Here is a 16,805-nt window from a genome sequence, read left to right as displayed (position 1 = left end):
ACTTGCTCACCGAGCGGCGAGCGAGCGACAGACAGACAGACAGACAGACAGACAGATAGATAGATAGATAGATAGATAGATAGATAGATAGATAGATAGATAGATAGATAGATAGATAGATAGATAGATAGATAGATAGATAGATAGATAGATAGATAGATAGATAGATAGATAGATAGACTGAGTAACTAAACAAATGAATGACTCAGTTCAAGCAGACTGACGACGCTTGAACTTGCGATGCCCCACTCGTTGCGCATGATAGATACCACCATGTCCCGAGAACACATAAGCTGCTACACAAGCGATCGCCGCCAAAGGCCCCAGTTCTGTACCAAACAGCTCCATCGCCATCAGTGTGCAAGCAATCGGCACATTGGCTGCACCGGCAAAGACCGCCACAAAGCCCAGGCCCGCCATCATGGAAAAAGGCATATCCAGCAAGGGAGCCAGCGCATTACCCAAGGTCGCACCGATATAAAACAAGGGCGTGACCTCCCCTCCTTTAAAGCCGGAACCCAAAGACAGGACCGTAAACCCCAGCTTGCCCAGGAAATCCCAAGGCTGCATAGGTTCATGGAAAGAGCGCACTATTTCCGGAAGACCCAGGCCAATGTACTGATAGGCATCCAAAGCCCAGACAGCGATCGCCACCACCAGCCCGCCCCAGAACGGGCGCATGGGTGCGTACTTGATGATTTTCTTCATCCAGGCAGACAGCTTGTGAGTCAGCATGGCAAACAACATACCGACCAAGCCAAACAGGACTCCGGCTATCAGCACAGCCACCATGCTCCAACCGCCCAATGGTACGATTTGCTCAACGACGTAATGGGTGTGCTGCACGCCCCAGGCCAGGCCCACCTGATCGGCAACAATCGCAGCGATCAGGCACGGGAACAAGGCGTTGTAGCGCATGCGACCTATAGCCAGTACCTCCATGCCAAACACGGCTCCGGCCAAGGGCGTTCCAAAGACAGATGAAAAACCGGCACTCATGCCTGCCATCAACAGAATGCGTCGATCTTCCCGGCCCAAGCGAAACACATACGTTAGCTGGTCCGACAAGGCGGCACCCATTTGCACGGCGGTGCCCTCTCGGCCTACCGATGCGCCAAACAAATGCGAAATCACGGTTCCACCAAGCACCAAGGGGGCCATACGCAGTGGCACCACTTTCTTGGGATCATGAATTTCCTCGATAAGCAGGTTATTGCCCGCATTAACAGACTGCCCCACGCGCTCATACACCCAGCCCACAGCCAGGCCCGCCAGCGGCAGTAGCCAGATCAGCCAAGCGTGTTGTATCCGCCAAGAGGTAGCCTGCTCAAGTGAAAAGAGGAAAAAAGCAGAAGCGCTGCCTGCCAGCACAGCAATCAGGCAAGCGAGCACAAACCATTTGCCGTAGTAGGCCAACAGATGCAGTGAAAGGGAGGTTTTGAGTCTGTTCATAGGTCGTAAGCACAGTAAAAAACAGGGCTGACCAACAACAGAACATGTGAGCGTGTACGCCTACAGCCCCGACATTGGTCAGGTATCTGTAGACGTCATCAGCTGCTTCAGAACGAAGCGGCGGTTAAGGGAGGAACGTCATCTCCAAGGGAAATTCTACAAGAAGCTTCCTGAATGTTGAAGCCTAATTCCATTTTTTTGCTGCTCGAGAGCCTGCACTGTGGCGAGCTCGGCGTCCCTTCAAGCCACTGAAATGGCAAGCTCAAATAACTTGTGCATAACTATGGAGTCTCAAACAACAGGATGCTTGCCCCCCCTATATCTCACGACCGCAGCCAAAAAAAAACGCACCCCATCAAGGAGTGCGTACTTTTGCCTTCCCCTACTGCAGATGCCGCAGGGGAAAAGCAGCAGCGATTAACGCTGAGCAGGTACGTCGCGCTGAGTTGGGCCCACGTACAGCTGACGTGGACGGCCGATCTTGTAATCTGGATCGGACAACATTTCGTTCCACTGAGCGATCCAGCCCACGGTACGAGCCAGGGCGAAGATAGCGGTGAACAAGGATGTCGGGATACCAATAGCGCGCTGAACGATACCCGAGTAGAAGTCCACGTTGGGGTACAGTTTGCGTTCGACGAAGTATGGATCTTCCAGAGCAATGCGCTCCAGTTCCATGGCCAGCTTGAACAGAGGATCGTTCTCCAGGCCCAGGGCTTCCAGAACTTCCTTGCAAGTCTCTTGCATCAGCTTGGCGCGTGGGTCGTAGTTCTTGTAGACACGGTGACCAAAGCCCATCAGGCGAACGCCCGAGTTCTTGTCCTTGACCTTCTCCATGAACTCGCCAACCTTGTCGATGCCGCCGTTGGCTTGCAACTCTTCCAGCATGTTCAGGCAAGCTTCGTTTGCACCACCGTGGGCAGGACCCCACAAGCAAGCAACACCCGCAGCAATAGCAGCGAAAGGATTGGTGCCGGACGAACCGCACAGACGCACGGTGGAAGTCGAGGCGTTTTGCTCGTGATCTGCATGCAGGATGAAGATACGGTCCAGAGCGCGCTCAACCACTTCGTTGACCTTGTAGTCTTCGCAAGGGGTAGCGAACATCATGCGCAAGAAGTTGCCGGTGTAGGACAAATCATTCTTGGGATAGATGAAAGGCTGTCCCAAAGAATACTTGTACGCCATCGCAACCAGAGTAGGCAGCTTGGCGATCAAGCGAATAGCCGACACATGACGGTGATGAGGATTCGTGATGTCCGTGGAATCATGGTAGAACGCCGACAGGGCACCGACCAGGCCAGTCAGTATTGCCATGGGGTGAGCGTCCGGACGGAAGCCACGCAGGAAGTGCTGCATCTGTTCCTGAACCATGGTGTGGTTCGTGACCAGGGAATCAAATTCCTGCTTCTGATCTGCGTTCGGCAAGTCGCCGTTCAGGATCAGGTAGCACACATCCATGAAATCGCACTTTTGTGCCAACTGGTCGATCGGGTAGCCACGGTACATCAACTGACCTTTGTCGCCGTCAATGTAGGTGATACCGGATTCGCAAGCCGCCGTAGCCATAAAGCCGGGGTCATAGGTAAACATACCTGTCTGACCGTAGAGCTTACGGATATCGATCACGTCCGGACCTACGGTGCCCTTGTGTACAGGGAACTCAACCGAAGGGCTACCGTCGGAGAAGGATAGCGTGGCTTTTTTATCTGACAATTCCATCACTTTTTTCCTCAATGGTTATAGCTTTCGCATAATGTCTACTAGTCGCTGAATGTCCGGTGTGGCGTACTGCCCTTCTGGCTCGGAGCGAGCCAGAAGGACATCCAGCAAAACTGTATCGTCCATTTCGAACAAGCGGGTCAGGGCCGAGACGTCCTGATCAGTCAGCTCGTTTTCGTATTGATCCAGAAAACGGGTGATCATCAAGTCGTTTTCAAGCAAGCCCCGGCGCGCACGCCAGCGCAGGCGCGCACGCTCCAATTCCGTCAATGTTCTCATCGGTACATACCCACCTTTTTAGATACTGCGACGCACCAGCATTTCTTTGATCTTGCCGATGGCATGCGACGGGTTCAGTCCTTTTGGACAGACGTCCGTGCAATTCATGATCGTGTGGCAGCGGAACAAGCGGTATGGATCTTCCAGATTATCCAGACGCTCGCCCGTTGCTTCGTCACGCGAGTCAGCAATGAAACGATAGGCTTGCAACAAACCAGCAGGACCGACGAACTTGTCGGGGTTCCACCAGAACGATGGGCAAGAGGTCGAGCAGCAGGCGCACAGAATGCACTCGTACAGACCATCGAGCTCCTCACGGGCTTCAGGCGTTTGCAAACGCTCTTTCTCTGGAGGAGGTGCATCGTTGATCAGGAATGGCTTGACCGAATGGTACTGATCAAAGAAGTGGGTCATGTCCACGATCAGGTCACGGATAACCGGCAGACCTGGCAGTGGGCGCAAGACCACAGGTTCTTTCAAGTCACGCATATTGGTGGTGCAGGCCAGACCGTTCTTGCCATTGATGTTCATGGCATCGGAACCGCACACACCTTCGCGGCAGGAACGACGCAGCGCCAGGCTGTCGTCCATGTCGTTTTTAATGCGCAGGATCGCATCGAGCAGCATCTTGTCGGTTGGTTCCAACTCGACTTCGATTTTCTGCATGTAGGGACGCTCGTCCTTATCAGGATCGTAGCGATAGATTTCAAATTTGACCTTACGTTTTTGGCTCATATCAGTATCCTGCTTAGAAAGTCCGGGCCTTGGGCGGAATCGTTTCGGCTGTCAGAGGCTTCATCTGGACAGGCTTGTACTCCAGACGGCTGCCTTCCGAGAACCACAGGGTGTGACGCAGCCAGTTTTCGTCGTCACGTTCTGGGTGGTCGTTCAGGGCATGAGCACCGCGACTTTCAGTACGATTGGCGGCCGACTTCGTGGTGGCGCGAGCCACTTCGATCATGTTGGCCACTTCCAGAGCTTCAATACGGGCGGTATTAAACACTTTGGACTTGTCTTTGAAGTAAATGTCCTTGACTTCGGGAACCAGGGATTCGATCTGGTCGACACCCTTGTGCAGCAGATCCAGGGTACGGAACACACCGCAGTGAGCCTGCATGGCCACACGAATCTTGTTGCCCACGTCCTGTGCCTTTTCGCCCGAGGTACGGGATTCCAGACGGTTGACGCGGTCCAGCGAGTACTCGATGGAGGACTCGTTGATTTCTTGGTGAGCGTGCGTTTTCTCGGGGTGCGAATCCACAATGTGGTTGCCCGCAGCGCGACCGAACACGATCAGATCCAGCAGGGAGTTCGTACCCAGACGGTTGGCACCGTGCACAGAGGTAGCGGCACACTCGCCGATGGCGTACAGACCGTTGACGATCTTGTTCTCGCCCGTTGGCGTTTGGGTCACAACCTGACCGTAGTAGTTCGTAGGGATACCGCCCATCTGGTAGTGGATGGTTGGAACCACAGGGATTGGGTCTTTGATCGGGTCCACGTTACCGAACTTGATCGCGATTTCGCGAATCGAGGGCAGACGCTTCTTGATGACGTCAGCGCCCAGGTGATCCAGTTTCAGAACCACGTAGCTGCCATCGCCACAACCGCGACCTTCCTTGATTTCCTGGTCCATGGAACGGGACACGAAGTCACGTGGGGCCAAGTCTTTCAGGGTAGGAGCGTAACGCTCCATGAAGCGCTCGCCGTCTTTATTGAGCAAGATACCGCCTTCACCGCGCACGCCTTCGGTAATCAGCACGCCAGCACCGGCAACACCAGTGGGGTGGAATTGCCAGAATTCCATGTCTTGCAAAGGCAGACCGGCACGCGCAGCCATACCCAGGCCGTCACCCGTGTTGATGAAGGCGTTGGTGGAAGCAGCCCAGATACGGCCAGCACCACCGGTAGCCAGCACCACGCGCTTGCCTTCCAGAACGTAGATTTCGCCGGTTTCCATTTCCAGAGCGGTTACGCCCAGAACGTCGCCAGCTTCGTTACGCAGCAGATCCAAAGCCATCCATTCCACGAAGAACTGGGTACGGGCAGCTACGTTACGCTGGTACAGAGTGTGCAGCATGGCGTGACCAGTACGGTCAGCAGCGGCACAGGCACGTTGAACTGGCTTTTCACCAAAGTTGGCAGTGTGACCACCAAATGGACGCTGGTAAATCGTACCGTCCTGGTTACGGTCAAACGGCATACCGAAGTGCTCGAGCTCGTACACAGCGTGTGGAGCTTCACGGCACATGAATTCGATGGCGTCCTGGTCGCCCAGCCAGTCCGAACCTTTAACGGTGTCGTACATGTGCCAGTACCAGTGATCCTCGCTCATGTTACCCAGGGAAGCACTGACGCCACCTTGAGCCGCCACGGTGTGGGAGCGGGTTGGGAACACCTTGCTGAGCACGGCAACGGACAAGCCGGCCTGAGCCAATTGCAGGGAACAACGCATACCGGCGCCACCGGCACCGACCACCACTACGTCAAACTGACGGCGGGGCAAAGATTTTGTGATGGAAGCCACGGTTTAGAGACTCCAGATAATTTTTGCAAAAAAGACGACACTGGCGACCAGCCACAGCAAGGTCAACACTTGCAGGAACAAGCGCAGACCAGCGGGCTTGACGTAGTCCATCCAGATGTCACGCACACCAATCCAGGCGTGCCAGGACAAAGACAGGAAGAACAAGGTTGCCAGCAACTGGCCCAAAGGCAGGGAGCCGACCGTGAACGAGAACAGGCCGCGCCAGGTCTCGAAATTCAGTTCACTGCTAAACAGGATGCCGCCGATGATGACCAAGGTGTAGATGGCCATGATGACTGCGGTGACACGCTGTGCCAGAAAGTCCAAGGTACCGTAGTGGGCACCCACTACCAGGCGGTTTGCGCCAATGCGCTCACGATTTGCCATTACCACACCCCAAACAGTTTCAAACCAAACACAACGGTCAGCGCCAGGCTGACCCCGAACACCATACCGGCCGATTTCTTGGCAGACTCTTTGTCGTTACCCAGGTGCAGGTCCAGTGCCAGATAGCGGATACCGGCACAGAAGTGGTGCAGGTAGCCCCAGATCAGGACCAGAAGGATCAGCTTACAGACAGGGTTGTTGACGTAGCTGCGCAAGGTCTCGAAGGACTCTGGAGAGCCAACGCTCAAAGAGAACAGTGGCAATAGAACGAGCGGCAGGCAAAGAAACAGCAATGCGCCACTGACGCGATGCAAAATCGACGATTTTGCAGCCAGGGGCAAGCGGTAATTCAATATCTGCGGCACGCTGATATTGCGATACTGCGGGCGCTGCTTGGGTGCGGTATCAGACATGATGGCCTCGAAGTAGATAAAAAAAAGTCATAAAATTTTTAACCTTGGTATTTTCACCTATTTGACACTACGGTGCAGTATCAAATACCGTATGCCGCCGCACTAGCTGAGCGTGTTTCGGTAATGGAAGCGCTCAGTCAGGTACAAGCCCCGGCGCAACTCCATCGGTCGGTCACCATAGGTATAGGACACGCGTTCCACGTGCAGGAGTGGCGATCCAGCCGCCACCTGCAAGACCGACGCGGCCTCCTCGGTAGCGCTGATTGCGCCAATCTTTTCATCGGCGCGCACCATGCTGACGCCAAACTTGCTCTCGAACCAGGCGTACATCGGGCCCTTGTTCTGCTCGACGGCTTCCAGGGTCAGACCCTTGAAGACGGAGCCGGGCAACCAGATATCGTCATAAATGGTGGGGACCTGATCAAAGGACAGAACCCGACGCAGGTTCACCACCATGTCCGAGGTGCGCAAATCCAGCAGCACGGCCACATCAGTGGGCGCTTTCATGCGGCGCACATCCAGAATGCGGCTTTGGGAGGCGACGGGCTTGCCATCGTCCGGGGCCAGGCGCAAAAAGCGAAAGCGCACACGAGCCTCGTGATGGGTGGCCACAAAGGTGCCCTTGCCCTGGCGACGAATCAGGAGGTTGTCGGCGGCCAGCTCGTCAATGGCTTTGCGCACCGTGCCCTGGCTGACCTGAAAACGGGCGGCCAGTTCCAGTTCGCTGGGGATGGCTTCGCCGGGTTTCCACTCGCCACGGTCCAGCCCCTGCAGCAACAAAGCCTTGATCTGTTGATACAGAGGGCTATAGGCCGCGCTAGGAGCGGATTTTTCGATTTCCTGGGTGCGTAGCGGCGGCACGTTATCAGACATGGGGCTCATAAAAAATGCGCGATCAATACAGCCTGCGGCGCGCATTTGTTCATAAAATAGACAGTGCACTAATTTTCGCATGACCGGCCCCGAATGTCTAACGCTCTTATGTCTTATATAAGATATAAGACGTTTGACGGCGCTATCGTTTTGGTCTAGTCTGCGCAGTGAAAAAAGAGGCTTTTCCTCTTGCGAAAAACCGTTTTCCACGCCAGCCGCCCGGTCTGCAAAAGATTTAAACTGTGTTTTTCGTCACCGTCTTCAAACCCAAAAACGGAGTCTTACTCTCATGTCCAAACCCGCAATGCGCGTCGCCGTTACCGGCGCTGCTGGCCAGATTGGCTACGCCCTGCTGTTTCGCATCGCTTCTGGCGAAATGCTGGGCAAAGACCAGCCTGTAATCCTGCAGTTGCTGGAACTCGCCGACGAGAAAGCCCAAAAGGCCCTGAAGGGCGTCATGATGGAACTGGACGACTGCGCCTTCCCGCTGCTGCAAGGCATGTCCGCCCACAGCGACCCTGAAACCGCATTCAAGGATGTTGATATCGCCCTGCTGGTCGGTGCCCGTCCTCGCGGCCCAGGCATGGAGCGTAAAGATCTGCTGGCCTTCAACGCCCAGATCTTCACTGCACAAGGCCGTGCCCTGAACAAAGTGGCCAGCCGTGACGTGAAAGTGCTGGTGGTCGGCAACCCTGCCAACACCAACGCCTACATCGCCATGAAGTCGGCTCCTGATCTGCCAGCAAAGAACTTCACCGCCATGCTGCGTCTGGACCACAACCGCGCCCTGTCGCAGTTGGCCACCAAGTCCGGCAAGGCTGTTGCTGACATCGAGAACCTGATTGTTTGGGGCAACCACTCGCCCACCATGTACCCTGACACCCGTTTCGCTACCGTGAACGGCGAGAAGATCGACGCGATCATCAACGATCAGGCCTGGAACCGCGAAACCTTCATCCCCACCGTGGGCAAACGTGGCGCCGCCATCATCGAAGCCCGTGGCCTGTCCTCGGCTGCTTCGGCTGCCAACGCTGCCATCGACCACGTGCGCGACTGGGTTCTGGGCTCCAACGGCAAATGGGTCACCATGGGTGTTCCTTCGGACGGCTCCTACGGCATTCCTGAAGGCATCATCTACGGCGTGCCTGTGACCACCGAAAACGGTGAGTACAAGCGTGTTGAAGGTCTGGAAATCGACGCCTTCTCGCGTGAGCGCATGGACCACACCCTGAACGAGCTGCTGGAAGAGCGCGACGGTGTGAAAGACCTGCTGGGCTAATTAAGCCGCCAGTGTCTGCAATCCCCGCCTGATCGGCGGGGATTTTTTTTGCCTGATGCCTACCGTCTGCGGCTCGATGCTTAGTGCTTGATACTGAATACTGGAACTCAACACGTAAAACCAGGATCCTGCCATTAACATCACGGCAGTACTGAGCACTCACTTGCGTTCTACAAGCTCTACACACTACTAGCGTGGACCGCCCCCATCGCCTTGACCTTGCTGCAAAGGCGGCACGTACACCACCATCCGCAAATGCCGACTCTCATCAATGATGAGCGAGGTCTGCTCAAACTCGCGCAACTCTCCATCTACAAACAATGTGCGCAGCGCACCGCAAGGCGGATGCACATCATGCTGCTCCCACCATATTTTGAATTCCGGTGACACACGCTTGAGCTCATTAGCCAGTTCATGAATGTCCGTACCATCTGTGGCCCGAGCAAAGTCTCGACGAAAACTGGACAACATCTCCAGCGCCTGCGACTCCCAAGGCGTAAAGCGTGTGTGCAAAGCGGGATTCGTAAACATCTGCCATAGAAAATTGCGCTGCCCATCGGGATACACCCCCAAGTCCAACAAATCATCCGCCAAGGCATTAAAGCCCAGAACATCCCAGCGTAAATTCAAGACAAAAGCGGGATGAGGCAAGTCGTGCATCAAGCGTCGCACCAATGGCGGCAAGACGCACCAGGTAATTCCAGGCTCGGCAGGCAGGCGCTCATGCGCCAGCAAAAACAAATGCCGTCGCTCGGCCGCATCCAGTTTCAGAACACGCGCCAAATTGTCCAAAAAGCTGGCCGACACTCCAATATCACGCCCTTGCTCCAACCAGGTGTACCAGGTCAGCCCCACACCCGCCAAAGCGGCCACTTCCTCACGGCGCAACCCCGGCGTACGACGACGCCCACCACTGGGCAACCCCACTTCCTCCGGCAAGAGGCGTTCACGGCATGCACGCAAGAAGGCTGCCAGATCCGGGCGCGTTCGTTCCAGCGTTCTCATGATTCAAGACCCCATTGCTTTAAGTAATAGCATAAACAGTTAAATTGTAATTGCTTAAAAAGAGTTCAAGAATACACGGGTTTCCACCTCAAACAAGCATCATGAACGCCAAGCCGTATTCCCCAAACCCTCATCCATCCACCCAAAACACCCCGCCCTGGCTGGGCCTGTCCGTGCTACTTCTGGCGGGCTTCGTCACCATTTTTGACCTGTTCGTCGTCAATGTCGCCATCCCCAATATTCAGAGCCAACTGGGCGCCAGCTTTAGCCAGATTGGCTTTATCGTGGCGGGCTACGAACTGGCTTTTGGCGTGCTGCTGATTACAGGGGGACGGCTGGGCGATTTATTTGGCCGACGCAAGCTCTTTATCATCGGCATGGCAGGTTTTACGCTGGCCTCTGCCCTATGCGGTCTGGCACCCAACGCTTTTTTGCTGATCATCGCCAGGGTATTGCAGGGCCTGGCTGCCGCCCTGCTCTTTCCCCAAGTCTATGCTTCCATTCGGGTCAACTTTGACGGCGATGACAGCCGTCGCGCCTTCGGCCTGCTGGGCATGACGCTGGGGCTGGCCGCTATTGCGGGACAGATACTGGGAGGCTGGCTGATTCACGCAGATCTGTTTGAGCTGGGCTGGCGCAACATCTTTCTGATCAACATCCCTATCGGTCTACTGGCGATTGCGGCGGCTCGCTATATCCCTGAAACCCGAGGCCCTCAGAGCCAGGGCTTGGACGGCACGGGCGTCATACTGATCAGCCTGAGCCTAAGCCTGCTACTGATCCCTATCATTCAAAGCTCGGAGCATGGCTGGTCCCTTTCCAGCCTGACGAGTCTGGTGGCCTCAATTGCCTTGCTGTTTATTTTTTACGGGCACCAGGAAAGACGCCGACGCGCCGGGCATTTGCCCTTGGTCGATATGCAACTGCTGACACAGCCCCGCTTTGCTCTGGGCGCCCTGCTGGTCTTGCTGGTCTACTCCACCGCCAGCTCTTTTTTTCTCTGCTTTGCCTTATTACTGCAAAGCGGCTTTGGCTTAAGCCCTTTCCACGCAGGCAGTATATTTGCACCCGCCAGCGTGGGCTTTATTGCCGCCTCTCTCTACGCGCCACGTCTTGTCACCCGCTACGGCACCCAGGCTATTACGGCGGGAGCGATAGGCTACGCCCTCTCCTTTGCCTGGCTAATCAGCCAAGTGGCATGGGCAGGTACACAACTGGAGCCTGCCCACCTGATTCCTGCCTTGATTTTCCTGGGGGCCAGCCAAGGCCTGATCATGACGCCCTTACTGAATCTGATACTAGGCTTTATCGACGAGACTCAAGCTGGCATGGCCTCGGGTGTGATCTCCAGCATTCAGCAAATTGGTGCCGCTCTGGGAGTTGCCGTGGTCGGCTTCCTGTTTAATGCCGGACGAAACACAGGCAACGCCGCCCTGAGTCAGGCTGAGCACTATGTCTCTGCCTTTGGCATGGGGCTGACGTATAACCTTGTGGCCTCCTTGCTGGTCAGCGTGCTCTTAATAGCTTTAAGCAGAATCAATCGAAACTAAAACCAGCCTTAAAGGAAACGGCGGCGGATGGGCTTTCCTTGACCCCCAAGAAGTATTGACGAGCCCATCAGCCTTTACGCAACTTCCGCCACAAAGTGCTGCGACTAATCCCCAGTTGCTGGGCGGCCAGGGCGCGATTACCCCCACACTCTTCCAGCACCTTGGCCAGATGCTCCCGCTCGCTGCGCTCTTGCTGATCACGCAGCGCAGGCATAGCAGGCTCTGCCACCACTGCCCGCAGCTCCGGCGCAATGTCTTCCAGCACCACGACCTGATCACCTTGCACTGTGCCCAAAACCATCAAGCGTTCGATCAGGTTTTCCAGCTCGCGGATATTGCCGGGCCAGGTGTAGTGACGCCCCAGTTCCAGCAGCTCGGTCAACCAATCGGAATTCAGCGTAACGGCTCCACCCAGACGCTGAGCCACTTTTGCCAAGAGATGCTCCACCAGTTCCGGCAAGTCCTGGGTGCGCAGACGCAAAGGCGGTAAGCGCAGCACCAGAATGTTCAGGCGATAAAACAAGTCCTGACGGAAAACGCCCTCTTTAACTTGCGCAGCCAGATCGCGGTGAGTAGCCGCAATCACGCGCACATCGACGGGCGTTGGCTCAATCGCTCCGATACGCAGGACTTCTTTTTCCTGCAGCACCCGCAGCAGACGGGTTTGCAGCGGCAAGGGCATTTCCCCGATTTCATCCAGAAACAAGGTGCCGGTGTGAGCCGCTTCCACCAGCCCGACTTTGCCGCCCCGGCTGGAGCCTGTGAAGGCGCCTTCCACATAACCGAACAGTTCGCTTTCCAACAGGCTGTCAGGGAAAGCCGCGCAGTTCACGGCCACAAAAGGTTGCGCGCGTCTGGTGCTGGCGCTGTGAATGCCTTGGGCCAGCAACTCCTTACCCGTACCGCTTTCACCAATAATCAAGGTTGTGGCTGTGCTTTGTGCGCAAGCCTGGGCCTGAGCACGCAGCTTGCGCATGGGCGAGCTTTGCCCCACCAGATCAGACAGCTCGTAACGGGCATGACGCGATGCGGTTTGCTGACTGCGTGAACGCAAGCTGCGGTCCAGTCGTTGAATCGCTGCCGGGTCCTGGCAAAGCAGCACTGCCCCGCTCAAGCGCCCCTGCTCCAAAATCGGCATACGGGTCACAATCGCGGTACGGCCACCCACTTGCTGCACCGTATCCAACTGCACTTCCAGACTGCGCAGCGTGCCGGCCAGATCCAGCTCGGGATACAAGGAACCCAAACGACGGCCAATCATGGCTTGAGCCGGTTGGCCCAACCAGGCTTCCATCGCCGGGTTCACGGTTTCAATCCGCTCGTCCCTGTCCACTGACACCACGCCGTCACGCAACTGCGCCAGAATCGTATTCAAGCGATCCCGACGAGCCGCTTCGGCGCGAGCAACGCGGGCCAGTTCGATAGCGGATTCCAGTGCCTGCCGCACTGCTCCTTGTGAATAGAGCAGCACGCCTTCCATCTGGTTCTCGCGCGCTAAGTCCACCACCAGACCGGGTGCCAGCACCCACTCCACACCAAGCTCTTTCAAATCCTGAACACAGCTACGTGCATCAGCCTCGCTGCGATAGCTGCGTAGCTCCACGGGCAGATCAAAACGCTGCACGAACTCCATCAGCTCCAGCGGCATTTCGCCATAGGTCACCACGGCTTTGCGCTCGGCCTGGGCCGAGGCCAGACTGCCCATAATGTCGAAGCCACCGGGATGCACCAGCACCACCGGCAAGTCCAGATGTTCGCGCAAATAACTGCCGTTGGAACCGGCAGACACCAGCACGTCGATTTCACCTGTTTGTCGTAAAACCTGCACAGCCTCCACGGCCTCGCCATAGGCTTTGTCCACGATCAGAATTTCGGCCTGGGCGCGGAACTGCGGCACCAGTTCTTCCAATAGGGAACGCAATCCATGCAGGCCAAAAGCCACCAGACGCAGACGAGCAGGAGGAGAAGAAGGATAAGGCATGCAGTTTCACCCAGGCATCAACAATGCGACACTGTTTCAAATTACGTTTCAACATTGAAACACAAAACAGGAAAAGGCAGTATTCACAGAAAGGAATGACGACTGCAAACCACGCGAGAGATCCCCGCCTGGTCTGGCTTCAGGCGTTTCATCGCCCCCATACCTGAACTTGGCACAGCATTTGCTTTAGTAGAACCAACCCATCGCAGCATCACGCTGACGACATTTTTTTATTTTGAGATCTGGAGCCCCAAATGAGCCAAAACCAACTGACATCGGCAGGCGCCCGTTTCCGCCAGGCCCTGCGTGAAGAACAGCCTTTGCAAATCATTGGCGCCATCAACGCCAACCACGCTTTGCTGGCCCAACGCGCCGGCTACCGCGCCATTTACTTGTCGGGTGGCGGTGTAGCAGCTGGTTCTCTGGGTTTGCCTGATCTGGGCATCAACACGCTGGATGACGTGCTGACCGACATTCGTCGCATTACCGATGTGTGCGACCTGCCTTTGATGGTGGACATTGATACCGGCTTTGGTGCCTCGGCCTTCAACATCGCCCGTACCATCAAAAGCCTGATCAAGTTCGGCGCAGCCGCTTGCCACATTGAAGACCAAGTCGGTGCCAAGCGTTGCGGCCATCGCCCCGGTAAAGAGATCGTCAGCACCGGCGAAATGGCTGACCGCGTGAAAGCCGCTGTCGACGCTCGTACTGACCCGGATTTTTTCATCATGGCTCGTACTGACGCGATTGCGGTTGAAGGCGTGGACGCCGCTCTGGAACGTGCCCAGGCTTGCGTGGAAGCCGGTGCAGACGGCATTTTCGCTGAAGCCTGCTACGACCTGGACACCTACCGTCGCTTTACCGAAACCCTGAATGTGCCCGTGCTGGCCAACATTACCGAGTTCGGTCAAACCCCCTTGTTCACCGTGGAAGAACTGGCTTCGGCCAATGTGGCCATGGTGCTCTACCCCCTGTCCGCCTTCCGCGCCATGAACAAGGCCGCCGAAACTGTCTACCAGGCGATCCGTCGTGACGGACATCAAAAAAATGTCATCGATTTGATGCAGACTCGTGAAGAACTGTACGATCGTATCGGCTACCATGCTTACGAGCAAAGCCTCGACAAGCTGTTCCAGAAAAACAAGAAGTCCTGAGCCACCACAGGCTCCCGCCCGGCCCTTTGACAGGGCTTTCGCGCGGGTAAAACCCATTCAGCAGCCAGCCTCGTGCTGGCTGCCCAGCAACCAGGAGACCTTTATGAGCAGTACTGAGAACACCCCTAGCACTGGCTTCAAGCCCAAGAAATCTGTTGCCCTGTCTGGCGTTGTTGCAGGCAATACCGCCTTGTGCACGGTTGGTCGCAGTGGCAATGATCTGCACTACCGCGGCTACGATATCTTGGACCTGGCCCGGGCTTGCGAATTTGAGGAAGTGGCCCATTTGCTGATTCACGGCAAATTGCCTAACCGCGACGAACTGCGCGCGTACAAACAAAAGCTCAAGCGTCTGCGCGGCCTGCCTCTGGCCCTGCAAACCGCTCTGGAAACCCTGCCTGCCCACAGCCACCCCATGGACGTGATGCGCACTGCCGTATCGGTTCTGGGTTGCGTGCTGCCTGAAAAAGACGACCACAACCTGCCCGACGCGCGCGACATCGCTGACCGTCTGATGGCTTGCCTGGGTTCGGCCCTGCTGTACTGGTACCACTACAGCCACAACGGCGAAATGATTGATGTGCAGACTGACGATGACAGCATCGGCGCACACTTCCTGCACCTGCTGCATGGCGAGAAGCCATCGGCCGAGTGGGAAAAAGCCATGCACGTGTCGCTGAACCTGTACGCCGAGCACGAGTTCAACGCCTCCACCTTTACCAGCCGCGTTATCGCCGGTACAGGTTCGGACTTCTACTCCGCGATTGCCGGTGCTATCGGTGCCCTGCGCGGTCCCAAGCACGGCGGTGCCAACGAAGTGGCTTTTGAAATCCAGAAGCGCTACGAGAACCCCGACCAGGCTGAAGAAGACATCCGCAAGCGCGTGGAAAACAAGGAAGTCATTATTGGCTTTGGTCACCCCGTCTACACCATCTCCGATCCACGCAACGAAGTCATCAAATCGGTAGCCAAAGAGCTGGCCGTGGCCGATGGCAACACCCGCATGTTCGACATTGCCGAGCGTCTGGAAAGCGTGATGTGGGAAGTGAAAAAAATGTTCCCCAACCTGGACTGGTTCTCGGCCGTGTCCTACCACACCATGGGTGTGCCTACCGCCATGTTCACGCCTTTGTTCGTGATCGCGCGTACAGCTGGCTGGGCGGCTCACGTGATTGAGCAGCGCGTGGACAACAAGATTATTCGTCCTACCGCCAACTACATTGGCCCTGAAAACCAGAGCTTTGTGCCTCTGGATCAGCGCCCATAAGTCACAGATCCTGGGCTATTATTCGCCTGTGATTTGACTCACGGCCCCGCTGCATTGCGCACGCGGGGCCGTCTTGCTGGTGACTTCCATGCTCTCTGAATTTGTACGCTACGCCCTGCCGCTGGCCGGCACCCTGATGATTGCCTGTGCCCTGACCAGTCTGGTCTCCGGTGCTTATTTATTGCTGTTCAATCTGCGCCGCAGCAACCAGGTGTTGCGTCACCCCTATCTGGATCAGTACCCCTGGGAAAAGCTGACGCTGTCCCTGAAGGCCGGTGTGCTGCTGGATTATTTTTTGCGCCTGAATTTCCCCAAACGCCAAAGCTCGCTGTTTGGCAATGCCAACCGTCTGCTCAAGCACGTACAACCCGAGGATGTCCCCATGGGCATCAAATGGCCCCTGATGGGACTGTGGGGCGGCTGCTTTCTGGGCATGATCTTCATTCTGGCTGTTTGGATTCTGATCGCCCTGCACTCCAACCCCACTTGAAGGAGCCTGCCATGACTACCGAGATCCACCACGACCCGCAAGCGCGTCTGTTTTACTGCGACGTTGAAAACCGCCGCAGCGTGATCGAATACGAACTGGACGATGCTGTCATGAGCATCACCCACACCCGCGTGCCGCCCGAGCTGGAAGGCCGCGGCATTGCTGGGCAACTGACCCGCTTTGCGCTGGAAACGGCAAAAAACCAACAGTGGAAAGTACGCCCTGTTTGCAGCTATGCGGTGGTCTATTTCCGCCGTCACCCTGAATACGCCGACTTGCTGGCCTGAACCCGGCAGCATTCAGCTTCTCGTAAGTCTTATATAAGATATAAGACCATTGCTTCGCTGCCCGCTTCAAATTACAATTGGGGCAACAAGCGATTTATTGCATTTTCATATCAACCATTTACCGATAGGCACCCGCACT

Annotated in this window: 16 protein-coding genes and 1 riboswitch; of the genes, 6 read left to right on the top strand and 10 right to left on the bottom strand. The window is 56.1% G+C overall.

Annotation, left to right across the window (positions count from 1 at the left end):
• Positions 1 to 210 precede the first annotated feature (210 nt).
• From DUD43_RS05230 to DUD43_RS05195, 8 genes are all read right to left on the bottom strand, one after another.
• Positions 211 to 1,452, bottom strand: a complete 1,242-nt coding sequence (locus tag DUD43_RS05230) for a voltage-gated chloride channel family protein (protein WP_153229424.1) — start codon at positions 1,450 to 1,452, stop codon at positions 211 to 213.
• Positions 1,453 to 1,534: 82 nt separating this feature from the next.
• A riboswitch (Fluoride riboswitch) is annotated at positions 1,535 to 1,607 on the bottom strand.
• Between the two features lie 262 nt (positions 1,608 to 1,869).
• Complete coding sequence (gltA, locus tag DUD43_RS05225) at positions 1,870 to 3,174, bottom strand: citrate synthase (RefSeq protein WP_153229423.1); 1,305 nt, start codon at positions 3,172 to 3,174, stop codon at positions 1,870 to 1,872.
• A gap of 18 nt (positions 3,175 to 3,192) precedes the next feature.
• A complete protein-coding gene (locus DUD43_RS05220) occupies positions 3,193 to 3,453 on the bottom strand; it encodes a succinate dehydrogenase assembly factor 2 (RefSeq protein WP_003802528.1) in 261 nt (86 codons plus the stop codon).
• Between the two features lie 18 nt (positions 3,454 to 3,471).
• The gene (locus tag DUD43_RS05215; protein WP_003802530.1) at positions 3,472 to 4,188 is read right to left on the bottom strand and encodes a succinate dehydrogenase iron-sulfur subunit; all 717 of its coding nucleotides are present in this window, start codon (positions 4,186 to 4,188) and stop codon (positions 3,472 to 3,474) included.
• Between the two features lie 13 nt (positions 4,189 to 4,201).
• On the bottom strand, positions 4,202 to 5,980 hold the full coding sequence (gene sdhA / locus DUD43_RS05210; RefSeq protein ID WP_022983547.1) for a succinate dehydrogenase flavoprotein subunit: 1,779 nt from the start codon (positions 5,978 to 5,980) through the stop codon (positions 4,202 to 4,204).
• A gap of 3 nt (positions 5,981 to 5,983) precedes the next feature.
• Positions 5,984 to 6,367: a succinate dehydrogenase, hydrophobic membrane anchor protein gene (gene sdhD / locus DUD43_RS05205; protein WP_003802535.1), complete on the bottom strand. Its 384-nt coding sequence runs from the start codon at positions 6,365 to 6,367 to the stop codon at positions 5,984 to 5,986.
• On the bottom strand, positions 6,367 to 6,780 hold the full coding sequence (gene sdhC, locus DUD43_RS05200) for a succinate dehydrogenase, cytochrome b556 subunit (RefSeq protein ID WP_153229422.1): 414 nt from the start codon (positions 6,778 to 6,780) through the stop codon (positions 6,367 to 6,369). The genes sdhD and sdhC overlap by 1 nt, the downstream gene beginning before the upstream one ends.
• Positions 6,781 to 6,882: 102 nt before the next feature.
• Positions 6,883 to 7,653, bottom strand: coding sequence for a GntR family transcriptional regulator (locus tag DUD43_RS05195; protein WP_153231540.1), 771 nt, complete (start codon positions 7,651 to 7,653; stop codon positions 6,883 to 6,885).
• 289 nt (positions 7,654 to 7,942) lie between these two features.
• Here DUD43_RS05195 and DUD43_RS05190 point away from each other — a divergent pair, with 289 nt between their 5' ends.
• Entirely contained in the window at positions 7,943 to 8,932 is a 990-nt protein-coding gene (locus DUD43_RS05190) for a malate dehydrogenase (RefSeq protein ID WP_042484133.1), read from the top strand.
• A gap of 189 nt (positions 8,933 to 9,121) precedes the next feature.
• On the opposite strand, the gene DUD43_RS05185 is transcribed toward DUD43_RS05190, so the two are convergent.
• Positions 9,122 to 9,937: a helix-turn-helix transcriptional regulator gene (locus DUD43_RS05185; RefSeq protein WP_153229421.1), complete on the bottom strand. Its 816-nt coding sequence runs from the start codon at positions 9,935 to 9,937 to the stop codon at positions 9,122 to 9,124.
• A 101-nt stretch (positions 9,938 to 10,038) separates the two neighbouring features.
• Here DUD43_RS05185 and DUD43_RS05180 point away from each other — a divergent pair, with 101 nt between their 5' ends.
• Complete coding sequence (locus tag DUD43_RS05180) at positions 10,039 to 11,487, top strand: MFS transporter (protein ID WP_153229420.1); 1,449 nt, start codon at positions 10,039 to 10,041, stop codon at positions 11,485 to 11,487.
• Between the two features lie 67 nt (positions 11,488 to 11,554).
• On the opposite strand, the gene prpR is transcribed toward DUD43_RS05180, so the two are convergent.
• Entirely contained in the window at positions 11,555 to 13,468 is a 1,914-nt protein-coding gene (gene prpR, locus DUD43_RS05175; RefSeq protein WP_153229419.1) for a propionate catabolism operon regulatory protein PrpR, read from the bottom strand.
• A 254-nt stretch (positions 13,469 to 13,722) separates the two neighbouring features.
• Between prpR and prpB the strand changes: the two genes are divergently transcribed.
• From prpB to DUD43_RS05155, 4 genes are all read left to right on the top strand, one after another.
• A complete protein-coding gene (gene prpB / locus DUD43_RS05170; RefSeq protein ID WP_153229418.1) occupies positions 13,723 to 14,622 on the top strand; it encodes a methylisocitrate lyase in 900 nt (299 codons plus the stop codon).
• A 103-nt stretch (positions 14,623 to 14,725) separates the two neighbouring features.
• Positions 14,726 to 15,889 (top strand): 2-methylcitrate synthase, encoded by a 1,164-nt coding sequence (gene prpC / locus DUD43_RS05165; RefSeq protein WP_153229417.1) that lies wholly within the window; start codon positions 14,726 to 14,728, stop codon positions 15,887 to 15,889.
• An 88-nt stretch (positions 15,890 to 15,977) separates the two neighbouring features.
• The gene (locus DUD43_RS05160; protein WP_153229416.1) at positions 15,978 to 16,379 is read left to right on the top strand and encodes a hypothetical protein; all 402 of its coding nucleotides are present in this window, start codon (positions 15,978 to 15,980) and stop codon (positions 16,377 to 16,379) included.
• Between the two features lie 11 nt (positions 16,380 to 16,390).
• Complete coding sequence (locus DUD43_RS05155) at positions 16,391 to 16,666, top strand: GNAT family N-acetyltransferase (protein WP_153229415.1); 276 nt, start codon at positions 16,391 to 16,393, stop codon at positions 16,664 to 16,666.
• Positions 16,667 to 16,805 lie beyond the last annotated feature (139 nt).

It is taken from the genome of Alcaligenes faecalis, from assembly GCF_009497775.1.
In the GTDB taxonomy this organism is placed as follows: domain Bacteria; phylum Pseudomonadota; class Gammaproteobacteria; order Burkholderiales; family Burkholderiaceae_B; genus Alcaligenes; species Alcaligenes faecalis_D.
The sequence above is the reverse complement of the archived record's forward strand: the minus strand, read 5'-3'. Positions and strand labels throughout refer to the sequence as shown.